Origin of the sequence: Eubacterium sp. MSJ-33 (genome assembly GCF_022174665.1) — a bacterium.
Taxonomy (GTDB): domain Bacteria; phylum Bacillota; class Clostridia; order Lachnospirales; family Lachnospiraceae; genus Coprococcus_C.
In genome coordinates this window covers 2,324,012-2,339,708 of the sequence record NZ_CP076562.1, presented here as the reverse complement: position 1 = coordinate 2,339,708, position 15,697 = coordinate 2,324,012, and the positions used below count along the sequence as shown (strand labels likewise).

Below are 15,697 nucleotides of genomic sequence, written 5' to 3'. Positions count from 1 at the left end.
CCTGCTTTCTCCTTGTCTGCTATCTACAGGTGCGTGCCACGCTCCTGTCATTAGGTAATCAAGCAGAACCTTTACCATCGAAAGTCCTCATGCATTCCGCACTTATCCAAATACTCTTGTCTTGCCTTTTCCCGTTCTTCTTCGGTTGGTGCTGTTTTGAATGTTGTATATAACTGACGTTTTACCATACTGTCTAATTTTTCCATCAATGCTTTTTCTATCTCCGGCAGATATTCCTCGTTCCCGGCAAGATGATACTGGAACAATGCCAGTAATAAACCTTTGGGTATCTGTACCTGTGATTTTCTTTCCATGTTTCTCCTTTCCGTGACGGTCGTGACGATAGTGACGATATTTTCACTACCGTCACGCTATAGAAAATACCGTCACAACCGTCACATATCGTCACGCTTGTTTTCCGACAAATGTTAATCTAATTTTTCTTCCGTCGTGTCCCCGCTCTGTTTTATACTGGATTCCATATTCCAGAATCAGTCGTTCCAGGCTGACATTTAATTTTCGTGATAACGCGTTCGGCTGCATTTCCACCTGCAATACTTCCACAAGCTCTGTTGCTGTTCCTACCCACTCTGGCGTAGCTTCTGTCACAAGTTCTTTGATTTTTTCCAATAATGGATCTTCTGGTTCTTTCCAAAGTTCTGTTTCTGTCTTGGTAAGTTCCCAGACACATCTCTCCCGGTTAAAGTTCAACCATAGTTTCTGATCCTGCTGGTCACGCCCTGCCACTTCCAGAACTGCTTTATTATCTGTACGCTTTTCTTTCTGCATAACAAACGCTCCATCCGCAGCTCCCAGCAGACCATTCGTGCCGGAAATCATATCAAAACTGTCGGAAGATTCCATTTTCCTTGTATGATGCACAACCAGAAAACAGATACCATATTTATCACTGAATGCTTTCAGCTTTGTTACAATCTCGTAATCGCTGGCATAACTGAATTTATCTCCACCGACCTCTCGAACCTTCTGAAGAGTATCAATGATAATCAATCTTGCATCTTTATGCTCCGTCACAAACGTTACAAGCTGTCTTTCCAGTCCGTCATTAAGCGATTTGGATTTTGTAGCGAAATAAAAATTCTCACTGCCTTCCATTCCAAACATCTGCGATAATCGCTTCTGCAATCTTGCATAATCATCTTCTAGTGCCAGATAAAGAACCGTTCCCTGTCTGACTGAAAAGCCCCACAATGGAAGTCCTTTGCTGATGTGATACCCGATCTGTGCCATAAAAAATGATTTCCCGATTTTCGGCGAACCGACAAACAGATACGTTCCGTTATACAAAAGTCCATCTACAATTGGCAGTTTTGGTGGATATGCAGTATCGTATAATTCCATCATAGAAACGGTTTCCAGATTATCTGGATTCTTTTTATTTGCTGATTTTGCTGTATTTTCCGCTTTATTTGTGGCTTGCAGATTGCCCTTACCGGGCAAATCTGCTATACTTTGGTTGGTTTTTAAATTTTCTAATGGCTGTTCCACATCTGCGCCAACAGATGCAATCGGAGCAGTCATTTTTTCTTTTGCTGTCATTCATTTTCCCCTTTCAATCCATGCAATGTCTCTGCAACCAATCTCAGGATACTTAACAACTCTTCATTTTCTTCACTGCATTTTTCCAGACGTTTCAGTTCTTCATAAATCTCTGCCATCTGATTTCGCAATGCTTTATACACTCTTGGGTTCCCCTGTACCACAATTTCCCGATCAGTTAATCGTTTTGTGATATAGTCCTGCTTGCTAAGTCCTGACAATCGGACACATGCATCAATCTGCTCTGCTTCTTCCGGTGATACCCGGAATGCTACGATTTTGTTTCTCCATCTTCCTTTACTGTCCAGATTTTTCTCCATTTGATTTTTCCATCCTTTCAATATCCAGTTGTTCTGCCATCTGTGTCTGCTCACTTGGAAACAGATGCGCATATCGGTAAGTGATATCAATACTCTCATGTCCCATTCGGTCTGCAATTGCCAATACCGTAAATCCCATATTGATCAATAACGATACATGTGTATCATGTTCTAAAGGATAATTCTAGGACACACAACAATTTACCAATACAACCGGCTTATCTGTAATAAAAACGAAAGGACGAAAAGCTATGAAACTTATATATGCTACATATAACCAGTACTGCAATAGTATAGATATAACCACTTTTGATAATATGCTTCTTCGCATAGATTGTAGTAAGGCGGAGGAAGGATTGAAGATCACACCAAATTCACAGTGCGCATTAAATGCTCTTGCGATTGATGAACCTATGGAGTATGCACGCTTAGTGTTGGATGGAGAAATGCAAGCTTGGATTGATGCAGAAGATAGTTTAGAAGTGTGGTAATTTTTCGGGCGGATTGCTATAGATTAGCAGTCCGCCTTTTTCAAAATCTTTACAAAAATATAAGTGGAATGTAAGAGATGTGCGTGGTACAATAGGAAGTGAAATTTGAAGTTAGTGGGGGAATTACAATGGGCAGAGGTTTAGTCAGACGAGTTCTGCTGGTTGCAGCATCAATACTTAATTGGATATTTTCAATAGGATATATAAGAGAAATATATAATGTAATGTTGGGCAAAAATTTAATCAAATATGTGGACAACATAAATATTGACGGTTCTGATTTTACACCATTAGCTAACCTTACAGTTGCGGGAGTAAACGGATTGACGATTTTTCTTGTGATAGGCTCAGCTGTATTGTTTGCGACGATATTTATTCTGATTTTCGCAATATTGCTTAGGGTAACAACAATCAGAAAGCAAGACATAGTTACGGAATCTGAGATAATATTTACCAAATGGTTAATTATTGTTTCTTCTGTTCTTGCCTTTATAGTCGGCATTTTGTCTGCGAACATAAAACTGATTGGGTGTGTCATAGGCTTGTCGTGGCAGCAACCGCTTTTCATGATGTTGATATACTATCTGCCCTTGAAGAATCGATTTAAGAAAGGAACGGAAATTGCTCATACGGAACTGTAAATTAACTTGCAGTCTTGTGGAGAGATTGAAAGTAACAGAAGATTTGAATTTGACGGAGGTATAGTAGATGAAAATAAAAAACCCTATGTTGGTAGTAACGGATATTAATAAGTCATTGGAATTTTATATAAAAGTTTTGGGGCTTCATGTAATTATGGATTTTGGTGCAAATAAGACTTTGACAGGTGGTTTGGCACTGCAAACACTTGAAACTTGGAATGAATTTATTGGTACAGACAACGTTTCATTCGGTAGTAATAGTTCTGAAGTATATTTTGAAGAGGATAACTTTGACAAATTTGCTGATAGACTGAAAAAGTATGATGTGGAATACGTCCATCCTATCAAGGAACATTCATGGGGACAGCGAGTGGTTAGAATTTATGACCCTGATAAACATATTATTGAGGTTGGCGAGAACATAAAAGTAGTTTGTAAACGTTTCTTGGATAGTGGCATGACACCAGAGCAAGTGGCAGAAAGAATGGATGTACCAATGAAATTCGTAAATGCTTGTATACGCTAAAGTTCAATTTATAGGAAAAGTAACTTTGAAGTTGGAGATGTGTAAGGATGATTGAGATATGTTCAAATTGTGGGAATTACGAATGGGACAAAGAAATAATTGAAAATAAACTTCGTTGCCCGAAATGCGGTGCGGAATGGGAGTTTAAATCCTTGCCGTTACTTATTCTGACAGGGTGCAGCGGAGTAGGCAAAACTACTACGGCGATTGAGATTATGAGGAGAAAAGTTGATTTTGTAGTATTGGATGCTGATATTTTCACAGGCTTTATAAACTGGGATGATGAGGAATCCTGTAATAAATGGGTTGAAATTATTGCTAATATTTCAAAGGATATTATACAGTCAGGGACACTGGTTTTGTGGACGATGGCGGGATGCCTTGACCGTTTTCCGAAAGTATACAACAGTCGGTATTTTAGTGAGATTATTTGTTTGGCGTTAGTTACGGATGAAGATTCTTTGAGACAACGTATGCAAGAGGGCAGAGGAATAACGGACGAGAACTGGATTAATAGTTCATGCGATTATAATCGTTATTTTATGGAACATACTCAGGTGGGGGATACCAAGTACGAGTTGCTGGATATATCAATGAAATCGCCCAAAGAAGTGGCTGATGATGTGATAAATTGGGTGCATGGAAAGGTTTTTGTGTAAAAACGAAATCAAGAGTTTGGACGAAAGCGATAGGTTAAGCAGATAATGGAATATTTATATTGTAAAGATGATAATTTTCAGGATTTTGCAAGTGGTCGGGTTCTTTATGGAGGAAAAGGAATACCGAATTTCCCGATTCGATTGTTGCTTGAAATTTACGGTCGGGCACTGGAGCGTTCGAATAAAAAAGAGGATTTAGTCATATATGACCCTTGTTGTGGGGGAGGCTATTCCCTTACAATTCTTGGATATTTTCAAAATAAGTATATCAGAAAAATATATGGTAGTGATATTGATGAAGATATGGTAGCTCATGCAAAGAAAAATATATCCTTACTTACTGATGTTGCTTTGAAAAAGAGAAAAGCAGAGATAGAGGAACTTTACAATTCTTATGGTAAGGAATCTCATAAGGAGGCATTAGATAGTTGCGATAAATTAAGCATTATGCTGGGGAATGATATATCGACAGAGATTTTCCAAGCGGATTGTACGATGCCTTTGCCGGAAATATTGCCTGATATAATTATTACGGATGTTCCATACGGAAATTTGGTGGAATGGGAACAAGGTAAGAATTCCATGGATGCTATGTTGGAACAGTTATGGAGAATTTCGCATGAAAATACAATTTTAGCTGTATGCATGGATAAAAAGCAGAAAATCAATTGTGAGAAATGGGAAAGGCTAGAAAAGCAAAACATTGGGAAACGAAAATTTGAAATTTACAAAAAGTAAGAATTTTGAAAAGCCTGACTATGTAAATGAGGCAATGGAAACTTTGAATTTTCAGCTTTATATGATGAGGAAATGATTATGAAAAAAACAAAATTGACAGTCATAGTGGACAACATTCCACAGGGCGATATCAAAGGGGAATGGGGACTTTCGATATTGGTGGAATATGAAGATAAGAAAATATTGGTCGATGCAGGGGCATCTGGTTTGTTTGCCGAGAATATGAAAAAACTCGGGTTTTGCATGGAGGATGTGGATTATGCGACGCTCAGCCATGCTCATTACGATCATGCAAACGGTATGGTGTGCTTTTTCAAAGAAAACAGGAAAGCAAAATTCTATCTCAGAGAAGGAGCAAAAGAAAACTGTTATGCCAAGAAATTCTTTTTCAGAAAGTATATTGGGCTTCCGAGAAATATATTAACGGATTATGCTGACAGAATTGAATTTGCAACCGGTGATTATAGGCTGTGTGATGGTGTGTATCTGATTCCACACAAAACGCCGGGGTTGCAGAAAATCGGTAAGCGGGAAATGATGTATCTGAAAACTCCGCAAGGATTTGTACCGGATAATTTTTCGCATGAACAAAGTCTGGTACTTGATACGGACAAGGGGCTGGTCATTATTAATTGCTGTTCGCATGGCGGTGCGGTCAATATCATTCAGGAAGTAATGGCAACATTTCCGGATAAAAAGGTCTATGGCCTAATCGGTGGTTTTCATCTGTTCAATAAGAGTGAAGCAGAAATAAGGGAGGTTGCACGAAAGATAAAAAGTACGGGAATAAGCTATGTTTGTACCGGTCATTGTACGAAGGAGAGAGCGTATAACATAATGAAAGAGGAATTGACAGATATGTTGGAGCAACTTCATGTGGGGCTTACAATGGAGTTTTAAATAGCATGTTCAGGATTGTGGAGGAAAGAATTTACACATTTCAGGTGACAAAAGTGATTTTGGAGTTTTGACAAGATAGAACTAAAAATTCCAGTTTGAACCGCCTTTGTATTACTCTCCCGTGAGCAGATTTCATCTGCCCATGGGAGTACTTTTATGCATTAATGGTAACTGCCCTTACAACTGCCATGATACAAAAAATTCAGACCTGCCGAAAGAATAAGCCACCAGCTTAGCACATTAATATCTACCGGAATCAGTGAAACAGATAACATTGACAATGTAACACTGATAACACAAAGTGCTACGGACACAGCCTTTCTAAGTTCTGCAACACCAGTGTTTTTGTAATATTGCCATCGGTCATCACACTTTTCTGTAATCCTGTCAAATGCTATTTTCGCAAGTACAAATACACCTGCCGCAATCCCAACAGACACTAAAGCAATAATACCAACTGCCACATAGGAATGGACATACTGAGCCAGATATTCATAGCACCACTGATACACCCTACAAAGCAAATTTGAAATGTTCATCACATTCCTGCCACGATTCAGAAACCAATCAGGTATGGTGGCAACTACATCTTTGTTGACAAAAAAGATATAACCAGTTTGAACAATGCTGATAAAAGCAATTACCCATGTCCATACGCCAAGTGTAGCGGTTTGCGTTCGCAACTTTTCCTGTAACTGTATTTGCATATCTGCTTTTACTTGCTTGCGGATATGCTTAGCTTCAACGGAAATATGATTGTTAAAATCAGCTTCCAATGCCTTCGCTTTCATTAAGACAACATTAGCGTTCTCTGCCTTTTTCTCGGCTTCTGCGAAGATTCTCTGAGCCTTCTCTTTCTCTGCCAGCACCTGCTGATTTTCCTTTTTCAACTTCTCGTTCTCCACCAGTACCAAATCGCTCTCTGCTAATCTGGCGATATGAGCGTTCAAGTTCTGATTCTCTTGCGCTATTGCGTCCAGAGTTGATTGCATGGATTGTATCTGCGATTTCAGCTTTTGCCTGTCGGATAAATGCGTCTGTATCTGATTCTCCAACTGATTTATCCGATGACGGTAAGTTTCGTTCTCCTCCATAAGTGTCTCCGACAGACTCAACAAGTCGTCTTCGTTCTTTAAGTTTTCTGATTCGTTCATCTCGTTCCCTCGCTTTCTCTTTTACTCTTTGCATAATTTCTGCAATTGCTGATTCTGTGTTTGCAATCGCAGATTCTGTCCGGCTAATTCCTGATTCTCTGCCGACAGCTTGGCATTCTCTTCGTTCAATTTCTTCAGCAATTCGTCCTGCTTCTGAATCGTATTCCGAAGAAAATCCAACTCCTTCTGCTGTTCCTCCATGATGTCCAGCATCTCTTCCTGTGAGGAAAAAATCTTCATGATTTCCTCCAAGGTATCCTGCAATTCGTTCATATAAAAAACGTCCTTTCTCTATAATGGTCTGTTGTAATTCACGGACTGTCTGTAACCATTTTGTCTTAAGTGAATTGATAGCTTTTACAATCCGGTTGTATTCGCACCGATTAGAAACAAAGCCTGCCTTCTCCATCTTGCGGGCACGATACCCTTCGTGGATGGTAGGCTCTAAATCCAGCTCCTGCCGTTTGTAACTTCTGTGGTCAATCTGCTGTTCCAAAGACAGATATTCGTTACAGATATCTGCCCATGATTTTCTCCAGATTTCTGCTTTACTGTGTTCGTTCCAGTCATTTGGTTCTACAGTAATGCGTTTCCAAAGCTTTTCATTCCGTTTACCAAGCTTCTGCTCTCCGGTAGCAGGGTCAATGAGTGGAATGCGGTTTCCGTCTTCATCAAGGGCATAAATCTTCTTTTCCTTCTGTGCCCATGTGCCATCGGGTTTGATGCCACGCATGGTCAGCATAATGTGAGCATGGGGGTTGCCATCACCCTTATCATGCAATGCCCAGTCGGCACACATGCCAACGGAAACAAAATTATCCTGCACATACCTTCTTACAATTTCAATCTGACATTCCCTTGAAAGCTCCTTTGGAAGTGCCACTTCTATCTCTCTCGCAAGCTGTGCGTTGGATTTCTTTTCTGCCTTTTCCACCGCATTCCATAATACATTCCGGTCAGCATATTCCGGCGGAGCATGTGCCGGAAGTGCAACTTCTGTAAATACAACTCCACGCTTTTTCGTAAAGTCATGAACAAGACCTGTGCGGTCATCCATGAGCTTTTCGCCGGAGCGGTAGGCAGAAGAAGCAACTGCCGATTTTCCATCACTCCTGCTAATGATTTTGATACTGCAATGATAAATTGACATAGTGCATATCCTCCTTCGTTAAAAGTGCATATTCTTATGTGGAAGAACGCCGGAGGGGTTCTTCCTATGGGAAGCAGACCGTTCCGAAAGTTTATCTTTTAAAACCCAGATGCTTCCCATAAGCCTCGCAGAGCGCGCGCAATAGACAGGCTCTGCCTGTCTATAAGTGCGCCCTTCTCCCTAAAAAGAGAAGGGAATCAGGAAACTCCTGACTCCCCAACTTCCTCTTTTTTCATATCTGTATCCGGACCTTTTTGCATTGCTTTGGAGAAAAATTTCCCGTTGGCTTCCTGCTTATTTAGAAATGCAATCAGCTTAGGGATTTCTTCCAGCTCAATACATCTTCCAAGAACTGACTCCACCGCCGCACCAATTTCAATCAGACGGTGGGTACGGATTTTCCGTTCTTCCTCCTTCTTTCGTTTCTCCAGCTGCTTCTTTTGTGCCTCATAACGCTTCAGTTCCTGTGCCAGCTTCTCGATCCTTAAATCCTTCTCCTGGATTCTTTCTTCATAGGTTTTGGTTGATTTACCCATACAAAACTCCTTCCTGCTGATGAAATATCAGCTTAAAAACAATTGATTTGTGCAACAATTACTCTGCATCCGGTATACCCTGCTTCCGGTTGGCAATATCATTTGCCATCAGATGCAAAAGCTTATCCTCAAAGGTAGCTGTAGTATTCTCTGCGAAAAACACATTTACCTTATAGGTGGTCTGTCCTTTTCTTTTGGTAAAAGAGGACATCGCCTGCTCTTTACTTGCTGTCTGCTCCATAATTATTTCACCTCCTCCTTGAAATGTGAACATATGTTTGCTATAATCAAAGTATCTTTGACGGACTGCGACAACGGATAAGACAAATCTTCATAAAATCCGGCTCCTTTCTTATGGTATTAAGTAATCTTTTTTCGATAAATAAGATTACTTCCTCACCTATAGGAGAAATGCAGTCCCAAAACGGAACTGTTTTTTATAAAAGTTTTGAAAATATTTTTTGAAAGGTGGTGAATCCCTGTTGAAGGAATGTACAAATGATTATTTTGAAGAAGACATGCCGGAAGATGACCTGACGGATGCCCTTGAACGGGAGAATGCCGCTATTCTTGAAATAGAACTTGAGATGGAAAATGAGCCGAAAGTATCAGGGATACCGGAAGCATCAACAAGAAACAAGCTGAAACGTGAACTGGAACAGGAAGCACTGACACGTCTTGAGGATTCTGCCAGAACCGAGGAGGAATTTGCAAATGTGGTTACATGGTGGAACAGGTTTGATGCCAACCGGGAACGTAAGGAACGCTACCATGAAATAGGAAGATCGGATGTTCCCCTTGAATGGGGAATGTCACCGGATGAGATTGTAATTCCTGCTCCCATCCGGCATGTTTTCTGGAAGCAGATACTGAAAGGGGATTTCCTTGATGCCATTTATGACTGCCCCTTTGAAATACATGAGCTGGTAACAGACGAGGATATTTCTAAAGCAATCTTTGCGTTAAAAGATGTACAGAAGGAGCTTTTATATCAGCTTGCCATTAAGGGATACTCCTGCCAGTTAATTGCAGCATGTAGAGAGCAGACCGACAGAAATATCCGAAAAATCCGTGACACCATGTTAAAAAAGCTTCGTAAATCCTTTATGCAGGCACTACAAAACAGAGTGGATAATCACATTTCCCTTACGAAGACGGAGCAGATTTTTTATGATACCTATCGGTCACTGATTACGGATAAAAAGAATAAGAAAACGAAAGAAATCACAAATACCATTTGACCTTGTAGGACATGCTTGGTATGATAGTAATATATTTTCCAATGATACAGATTACATTTTAGAGCAGACAGATTGGAGGCTTTTATGAGTAACCTATTTAAGAGAACCAGCTCCAACTGGGCACGTTATGACAAATATGAATGGAAGGAAGATAAAGAAGGTACGTTGTACATCACACCTTCACCGGATGCGAAAGTGTCTCTTTATAATCCGCTAAAGGATTCGGAGCAGATTGTATTAAAGGCGGTAAACCTTGGATTGATGTGCATGGACAAAAATAATACACAGGAACGTTTGCAGAGTGCCATTATGGATTTTGTTACCTGTTACGGACTGCTTGGATTTATGACAGCACTTCCTACCACACCGGACTTTATTACCTACCATGCGGTATATTTGCCGAAGAACCATTTCATCAAAGAGGAAAGCATGACTACGGAAAAATATCTTTCTTACTTCTTTCCCTTTGATAAGATTGATTTTGTAAAAAAAGGGATGGAATCTTCATGGAGTACGGACGATGTGCAGATGATGGCACTGATTATGACCATGAAAAACAAATCGCAGGCAGTAATGATGAGTTTCCAGAAAGAATATGCAGAACGGTATGACTGGCTTGTGACTTTATTTAAAGACTGGGCATTTACCTTTATGTCAAGCTTTCTCTACTATCAGGACTTTGACATGCTGGATGATATGCAAAAACAGCTTTACCGTCAGGGCATGGCGGCATTTGGCGGTATTGCACCAACCTATCACATAGAGCTGCTTGACCGACCTACCATTGTCTGGGATTTCCACTCCCTCTTACTTGGTGTGCAGATGATGTTTTCCTTTATGCTTACCGATGAAAAATCCACACTCCGGGTATGTAAGCATTGTGGCAATGCTTTTATTGCCAACAGACCAAACAGCGTATTCTGCAGCGGCAAATGCAAGAACCAGTATAATGTGTATAAGAGCCGGGCGAAGGATAAAGAATAAAGAAAGGACGGCTGATTTATGGAAAAACTCAATGTCGATGGTACTGAAATACAGGTATTACAGATTGAAGAAGATGATTATATTTCTTTAACAGATATGGTGCGAAAAATTGATAACGGACCGGCATTGATTGAGAAGTGGCTTCGTAATAAAAATACAATAGAATTTCTTGGTATATGGGAAGAAATGTATAACGAAGATTTTGATATCCATGCATATGAAGAAATTATGCAGGAAGCTGGTCTGAATCGTTTCATTATGTCGGTTAAGCAATGGGTAACCAGAACCAATTCAAAAGGTATCATAGCTAAAGCTGGACGATATGGTGGAACATACGCATACAAGGATATTGCATTTGAGTTTGCAAGTTGGGTATCTCCTCAGTTTAAGCTGTATCTGATTAAGGAATTTGAACGGTTAAAAAAGAAAGAACAAGCTTTACTTGGCTGGAGTGCGAAAAGAGAGCTGGCAAAAATCAATTACCGAATACATACAGATGCCATAAAAACAAATCTGATTCCAGCTGAGCTTACACCACAGCAGACCTCTGTAATCTATGCATCCGAAGCAGATGTATTAAATATGGCATTGTTTGGTATGACTGCCAAGCAGTGGCGTGAAGAACATCCTGACAAAAAGGGGAATATCAGAGATTATGCTAGCATTAATGAATTGATTTGTCTTTCCAACATGGAAAATATCAATGCAGTTTTGATTGAAGACGGATTAAGTCAGAAAGAACGTCTGATAAAATTAAATAAGATTGCCATACATCAAATGTCCATTTTGGAAGAACAAAATCCAAAGGTATTGAAGTAATTCAATTGCATTTTTCTAATTCCCCCGAATTCGGGGGAATTAAAATTTATAAGTTTTACAAAACAGTTCCGATTTTCTTTCGGATTTCTCCTATTAGTGAGACAATAATTATTTTTACACAAACCAGCTTATTCGTGGTAGAATAAAACCACAGATAAGCTGGTTGTTTGTTTTGAAAGGAGAATCTTATGAAAACAAAACAACCGGAACTTAACAAAATCACTGCACTCTACGAGAGATTATCCCGTGATGATGAACTGAGTGGTGACAGCAACAGTATTATAAATCAGAAGAAAATGTTGGAGAAATTTGCAACCGAGCAGGGATTTGTCAACCTACGTCACTATACGGATGATGGCTGGTCGGGAACCAATTTTGACAGACCTGACTGGAAGCGTATGCTTGCGGATATTGAAGATGGCACTGTAGGATGCGTTATCGTAAAGGATATGAGCCGTATCGGACGTAATTACCTTGAAGTAGGCTTTTATACGGAAGTGCTGTTTCGAAAGAAAAATGTGCGATTTATTGCCATTTCCAACAATGTGGACAGTGCTCTAAACGATGGCAGTAACGAATTTGCCCCATTTCTTAACATTATGAATGAGTGGTATGTACGTGATACCAGCCGGAAAATCAAATCCGTACTTCATAATAAGGGAATGGATGGAAAACATCTGACAAGCAACGCAATTTACGGGTACAAGAAAGACCCTGATGACCCAGACCATTGGATTATTGATGAAGAGGCTGCCACAGTGGTAAGACGTATTTATCAGCTTATCATTGAGGGAAACGGACCGATGCAGGTGGCAAGGATTCTGAAGGATGAAAAGGTTGAAAGACCTTCCTATTATCTTGCAAAGCAGGGACTTGGAACCTGTCGGGGAAGCTGTGACATGAACAGACCATTCACTTGGACTGCTTCTACGATTTCAGACCTTGTAAGAAAACCTGAATATATGGGGCATACAGTAAATTTCCGTACCAAAAAGGAATCCTACAAGGATAAACATTCTGTGCATAATTCACCGGAGGACTGGGTTATCTTTGAGAATACTCAGGAAGCGATTGTGGACGAAGAAACATGGCTTACTGTTCAGAAAATCCGTGAAACCAAGCACCGTCCCACCAAGAAAGGTGACATCAATCCTCTGACCGGACTGGTATATTGTGCTGACTGCGGTGCTAAGATGTTCAACCACCGCACCGGCGGTTATGAAAAGAGGGATAAGGATGGTAATCCTACCGGAAAGTACACCAATGCACAGGACAATTACACCTGCTCCACCTACAGTAAGGCAAAGAGCAAGTTTGAAAACAGATGCACACAGCATCATGTCCGCACGGATGTTATCAGGGATTTGCTTTTGGAAGTTATTAAAGCTACCAGCACTTATGTGATGGAGCATGAATCCGAGTTTATCGAAAAGGTTCGCAGTGCTACGGAGCTTCAACAGGAAAGCGAAGCCAAAGCACTGAAAAAACGTCTTTCCAGAGAGCAGAAACGTATCAAAGAATTAAATACCCTCATTAAGAAAATCTATGAGGACAATGTAAATGGGAAGCTAAGTGACAAGCGGTTTGAAATGCTTTTGGCTGACTACGAAACGGAACAAAATGAATTGGAATTATCAGTAGATGCTTTAGAAAAGACTTTTAATGACTATCAGGAGAATGCTGATAATGTAGATAAGTTTATTGAACTTGTACACCGATACACAGATTTCACAGAACTTACTACTCCTATGATTCATGAGTTTGTTGATAAAATCGTGGTACACGAAGCAGACAAATCAACCGGTGACAGAATTCAGCAGATTGATATTTATCTCAAGTATGTGGGTAAGCTGGATGTTCCGATGCCGGAGCTTACACCTGAACAGATAAAAGAAGAAGACCGCAAACGCCGTAAGCGTGCATGGAACCGTACTTATATGCGTCGCAAATATGAGCGTGAAAAGGCGGAACGTGAGGCAAAAGAAAAAGGGTTATCTGAGGCAGTCAGATAGACTGTCCCAGAAATAACCCTGTGAAAGTGAAACATGGGAATGTCTCAAGTCATGCACTCGAATTCGTTTCACCCCAGATATTTTTGAGCCTCTGTTCATTTCATGATGCAGATAAGATTTGGAAATTGTGAAAATCCGTTCGTCCTTTTTCGGCTCATACAGCATTTTCAGATAATCCTGCATCTCATCACACAAAAACTGCGGCATCTTAATGGTTCGATTACTTTTTAATGTCTTTGGCGGTGTAATCACATCTTCCCGGTGCAGTCTCTGATAGGACTTGTTAATCCGTAGTGTATGCGTTTCAAAATTGAAATCTGCCGGTGTAAGTGCTAATAACTCGCCCATGCGAAGCCCACACCAATAAAGTATTTCAAACGCATAATAGGAAACAGGCTTGTCCATCATGGCATCTGCAAATTTCAGATATTCCTCTTTTGTCCAGAACAGCATTTCCCGGTGTTCCTCTTTCCCCATATTTCCAGCTTTCTGCGCCGGATTGGATGGAAGATGATAAAAATTGACTGCATGGTTGAAAATAGCACTTAACTGACTGTGAATTTTCTGCAGATAAGAGGATGAATACGGCTTTCCGTTTGGTTGCCGGATCGCAAGCAATTCATTCTGCCATGCAATAATGTCCCTTGGCTCAATTCCTCCTATCTTTCGCTTTCCGAAATAGGGAAGAATTTTGGTTCTGGCGATATTTGTTTTTGTTCCCCAGGTATTATCACGAATTCGGTTTTGCATATCCTCCACATAAATCTCATAGAAGCTTTCAAAAGTCATATCCAGTTTTGCTTCTTTCTTCAGTAACAGCTCTCGTTCCCACATCAACGCTTCTCGTTTTGTAGGAAATCCTCTTTTCGACGACTGGTGTGTTTCCCCTGTCCAGTCGGTGTAGCGGTATACCACTCGCCACTTTCCTGTGACATTATCTTTGTAAATACTCATATGATTTCTCCTTTCTGTTACGCTTCGCTGTAACACACTTTTTTACGGAAATAATTAGTGTTTACTCTGCCAGCTACCGTAAGATAACCCAGCTTCTGTAATTCTTCATTTAGCTGTTTGACAATCTTATAAGCATAAGATTTGGAAACTCCCAGTTCCGCTGCAACTTCTTCTACTGTCATAAAAGTTCTGTTCGTCACATCGCATCTCTCCTCTCTGTCTTAACGTAATTTGTTTAAGTCGTTACATTTGCATGATACTAAACAATTTAATTTAAGTCAAGCAATTTTATGAGAATATTAAATTTTTTTGTTTAAGTTCTTCTTGCTATCCCAAATTGCTCATGCTATACTGAACCTAAACAGAATTGTTTTATTTTCTTTACAATTAATTATGGCAACACGAATGACCACTATAAGGAGGCAAACAAAAATGGCAATCGGACAACGTATCAAATATTTTCGTAACCGTATCGGCATGACACAAAAGCAACTAGGAGAACAACTGGGATTCAAAGGAAAAACCTCTGATGTCCGCATGGCTCAGTATGAATCTGAAGCCAGAGTTCCTAAGATTGATCTTGTAAAACAAATGTCTCAGATTTTTGATGTCAATACTCATGCTTTAACAGTGCCGGATATTGATACTCACATAGGTCTGATGCACACACTATTTGCACTGGAAGATATGTATGGTCTGAAGGTAAAAAATGTAGATGGACAACCTCATCTCTGCCTTGACTCTTCCATATCTGCTCCCGGCTCCTCTGTCGATGAAATGCTTCGTGCATGGATGGAACAAGCTGACAAACTGGAAAACAGTGAAATCAGCAAGGAAGAATATGATGAATGGAGATATAAGTACCCGGAACTGGATGCTTACCAGAAACGTGCCAAGGTACCATCTCAGGAACTGAGTGATTACCTCGTAAAAGAATTGACTAAAAAAGAAAAATAAGGAAAAAGAAAACCTTACCGATATTCAGTTTTTTACTTCTGAAAATCAGTAAGGT

Annotated in this window: 20 protein-coding genes and 1 pseudogene; 11 read left to right on the top strand and 10 right to left on the bottom strand. The window is 40.1% G+C overall.

The window, feature by feature from the left end:
* Positions 1-71: 71 nt before the first annotated feature.
* From KP625_RS10995 to KP625_RS10980, 4 genes and pseudogenes are all read right to left on the bottom strand, one after another.
* Positions 72-314 (bottom strand): complexin-2, encoded by a 243-nt coding sequence (locus KP625_RS10995; RefSeq protein ID WP_216413571.1) that lies wholly within the window; start codon positions 312-314, stop codon positions 72-74.
* Positions 315-405: 91 nt separating this feature from the next.
* Complete coding sequence (locus KP625_RS10990; RefSeq protein ID WP_238297860.1) at positions 406-1,560, bottom strand: AAA family ATPase; 1,155 nt, start codon at positions 1,558-1,560, stop codon at positions 406-408.
* On the bottom strand, positions 1,557-1,880 hold the full coding sequence (locus KP625_RS10985) for a plasmid mobilization protein (protein WP_216413575.1): 324 nt from the start codon (positions 1,878-1,880) through the stop codon (positions 1,557-1,559). The genes KP625_RS10990 and KP625_RS10985 overlap by 4 nt, the downstream gene beginning before the upstream one ends.
* Positions 1,858-2,043, bottom strand: a pseudogene (locus KP625_RS10980) (hypothetical protein); the annotation flags it as partial. The pseudogene KP625_RS10980 and the gene KP625_RS10985, both read right to left, overlap by 23 nt.
* A gap of 88 nt (positions 2,044-2,131) precedes the next feature.
* On the opposite strand from KP625_RS10980, the gene KP625_RS10975 reads away from it, so the two are divergent.
* From KP625_RS10975 to KP625_RS10950, 6 genes are all read left to right on the top strand, one after another.
* Positions 2,132-2,371, top strand: coding sequence for a DUF6061 family protein (locus tag KP625_RS10975; protein ID WP_119202560.1), 240 nt, complete (start codon positions 2,132-2,134; stop codon positions 2,369-2,371).
* 98 nt (positions 2,372-2,469) lie between these two features.
* The gene (locus tag KP625_RS10970) at positions 2,470-3,012 is read left to right on the top strand and encodes a hypothetical protein (protein ID WP_238297858.1); all 543 of its coding nucleotides are present in this window, start codon (positions 2,470-2,472) and stop codon (positions 3,010-3,012) included.
* Between the two features lie 67 nt (positions 3,013-3,079).
* Positions 3,080-3,538 (top strand): VOC family protein, encoded by a 459-nt coding sequence (locus tag KP625_RS10965; protein ID WP_118408994.1) that lies wholly within the window; start codon positions 3,080-3,082, stop codon positions 3,536-3,538.
* Positions 3,539-3,585: 47 nt separating this feature from the next.
* Entirely contained in the window at positions 3,586-4,197 is a 612-nt protein-coding gene (locus tag KP625_RS10960) for a hypothetical protein (RefSeq protein WP_235359923.1), read from the top strand.
* 45 nt (positions 4,198-4,242) lie between these two features.
* Entirely contained in the window at positions 4,243-4,935 is a 693-nt protein-coding gene (locus KP625_RS10955) for a hypothetical protein (protein ID WP_118408998.1), read from the top strand.
* 78 nt (positions 4,936-5,013) lie between these two features.
* Entirely contained in the window at positions 5,014-5,835 is an 822-nt protein-coding gene (locus KP625_RS10950; RefSeq protein WP_238297856.1) for an MBL fold metallo-hydrolase, read from the top strand.
* Between the two features lie 161 nt (positions 5,836-5,996).
* On the opposite strand, the gene KP625_RS10945 is transcribed toward KP625_RS10950, so the two are convergent.
* From KP625_RS10945 to KP625_RS10930, 4 genes are all read right to left on the bottom strand, one after another.
* Positions 5,997-6,725, bottom strand: coding sequence for a hypothetical protein (locus tag KP625_RS10945; protein WP_238297854.1), 729 nt, complete (start codon positions 6,723-6,725; stop codon positions 5,997-5,999).
* Entirely contained in the window at positions 6,637-8,139 is a 1,503-nt protein-coding gene (mobQ, locus tag KP625_RS10940) for a MobQ family relaxase (protein ID WP_238297853.1), read from the bottom strand. Before mobQ ends, KP625_RS10945 begins: the two co-directional genes overlap by 89 nt.
* A gap of 197 nt (positions 8,140-8,336) precedes the next feature.
* Positions 8,337-8,675 (bottom strand): DUF3847 domain-containing protein, encoded by a 339-nt coding sequence (locus tag KP625_RS10935; RefSeq protein WP_238297852.1) that lies wholly within the window; start codon positions 8,673-8,675, stop codon positions 8,337-8,339.
* A gap of 58 nt (positions 8,676-8,733) precedes the next feature.
* Positions 8,734-8,916: a transposon-encoded TnpW family protein gene (locus KP625_RS10930; RefSeq protein WP_238297851.1), complete on the bottom strand. Its 183-nt coding sequence runs from the start codon at positions 8,914-8,916 to the stop codon at positions 8,734-8,736.
* Positions 8,917-9,136: 220 nt separating this feature from the next.
* Here KP625_RS10930 and KP625_RS10925 point away from each other — a divergent pair, with 220 nt between their 5' ends.
* The 4 genes from KP625_RS10925 (at position 9,137) to KP625_RS10910 (ending at position 13,731) form a co-directional block, all read left to right on the top strand.
* Entirely contained in the window at positions 9,137-9,916 is a 780-nt protein-coding gene (locus KP625_RS10925) for a hypothetical protein (protein WP_238297850.1), read from the top strand.
* 84 nt (positions 9,917-10,000) lie between these two features.
* Positions 10,001-10,900, top strand: a complete 900-nt coding sequence (locus tag KP625_RS10920; RefSeq protein ID WP_238297849.1) for a hypothetical protein — start codon at positions 10,001-10,003, stop codon at positions 10,898-10,900.
* An 18-nt stretch (positions 10,901-10,918) separates the two neighbouring features.
* Positions 10,919-11,719: a KilA-N domain-containing protein gene (locus KP625_RS10915; RefSeq protein ID WP_238297848.1), complete on the top strand. Its 801-nt coding sequence runs from the start codon at positions 10,919-10,921 to the stop codon at positions 11,717-11,719.
* Positions 11,720-11,907: 188 nt separating this feature from the next.
* On the top strand, positions 11,908-13,731 hold the full coding sequence (locus KP625_RS10910; RefSeq protein ID WP_238297847.1) for a recombinase family protein: 1,824 nt from the start codon (positions 11,908-11,910) through the stop codon (positions 13,729-13,731).
* Here the strand turns inward: KP625_RS10910 and KP625_RS10905 are convergent.
* Together KP625_RS10905 and KP625_RS10900 are read right to left on the bottom strand one after the other, a co-directional pair.
* Complete coding sequence (locus KP625_RS10905) at positions 13,711-14,685, bottom strand: site-specific integrase (protein WP_238297846.1); 975 nt, start codon at positions 14,683-14,685, stop codon at positions 13,711-13,713. The genes KP625_RS10910 and KP625_RS10905 overlap by 21 nt on opposite strands.
* Positions 14,686-14,702: 17 nt before the next feature.
* Positions 14,703-14,885 carry a helix-turn-helix domain-containing protein gene (locus KP625_RS10900; protein WP_195566146.1) on the bottom strand — a complete coding sequence of 61 codons (183 nt, stop codon included), beginning with the start codon at positions 14,883-14,885 and terminating at the stop codon, positions 14,703-14,705.
* A 232-nt stretch (positions 14,886-15,117) separates the two neighbouring features.
* Between KP625_RS10900 and KP625_RS10895 the strand changes: the two genes are divergently transcribed.
* Positions 15,118-15,642, top strand: a complete 525-nt coding sequence (locus KP625_RS10895) for a helix-turn-helix domain-containing protein (protein WP_216413579.1) — start codon at positions 15,118-15,120, stop codon at positions 15,640-15,642.
* Positions 15,643-15,697 lie beyond the last annotated feature (55 nt).

Excerpts from the sequence above, each read along its gene's own strand:
- KP625_RS10975 (WP_119202560.1), top strand. The coding sequence starts at position 2,132 with ATGAAACTTATATATGCTACATATAACCAGTACTGCAATAGTATAGAT.
- KP625_RS10960 (WP_235359923.1), top strand. The coding sequence starts at position 3,586 with ATGATTGAGATATGTTCAAATTGTGGGAATTACGAATGGGACAAAGAA.
- KP625_RS10965 (WP_118408994.1), top strand. The coding sequence starts at position 3,080 with ATGAAAATAAAAAACCCTATGTTGGTAGTAACGGATATTAATAAGTCA.
- KP625_RS10950 (WP_238297856.1), top strand. The coding sequence starts at position 5,014 with ATGAAAAAAACAAAATTGACAGTCATAGTGGACAACATTCCACAGGGC.
- mobQ (WP_238297853.1), bottom strand. The coding sequence starts at position 8,139 with ATGTCAATTTATCATTGCAGTATCAAAATCATTAGCAGGAGTGATGGA.
- KP625_RS10920 (WP_238297849.1), top strand. The coding sequence starts at position 10,001 with ATGAGTAACCTATTTAAGAGAACCAGCTCCAACTGGGCACGTTATGAC.
- KP625_RS10955 (WP_118408998.1), top strand. The coding sequence starts at position 4,243 with ATGGAATATTTATATTGTAAAGATGATAATTTTCAGGATTTTGCAAGT.
- KP625_RS10915 (WP_238297848.1), top strand. The coding sequence starts at position 10,919 with ATGGAAAAACTCAATGTCGATGGTACTGAAATACAGGTATTACAGATT.
- KP625_RS10995 (WP_216413571.1), bottom strand. The coding sequence starts at position 314 with ATGGAAAGAAAATCACAGGTACAGATACCCAAAGGTTTATTACTGGCA.
- KP625_RS10930 (WP_238297851.1), bottom strand. The coding sequence starts at position 8,916 with ATGGAGCAGACAGCAAGTAAAGAGCAGGCGATGTCCTCTTTTACCAAA.
- KP625_RS10990 (WP_238297860.1), bottom strand. The coding sequence starts at position 1,560 with ATGACAGCAAAAGAAAAAATGACTGCTCCGATTGCATCTGTTGGCGCA.
- KP625_RS10905 (WP_238297846.1), bottom strand. The coding sequence starts at position 14,685 with ATGAGTATTTACAAAGATAATGTCACAGGAAAGTGGCGAGTGGTATAC.
- KP625_RS10910 (WP_238297847.1), top strand. The coding sequence starts at position 11,908 with ATGAAAACAAAACAACCGGAACTTAACAAAATCACTGCACTCTACGAG.
- KP625_RS10985 (WP_216413575.1), bottom strand. The coding sequence starts at position 1,880 with ATGGAGAAAAATCTGGACAGTAAAGGAAGATGGAGAAACAAAATCGTA.
- KP625_RS10895 (WP_216413579.1), top strand. The coding sequence starts at position 15,118 with ATGGCAATCGGACAACGTATCAAATATTTTCGTAACCGTATCGGCATG.
- KP625_RS10935 (WP_238297852.1), bottom strand. The coding sequence starts at position 8,675 with ATGGGTAAATCAACCAAAACCTATGAAGAAAGAATCCAGGAGAAGGAT.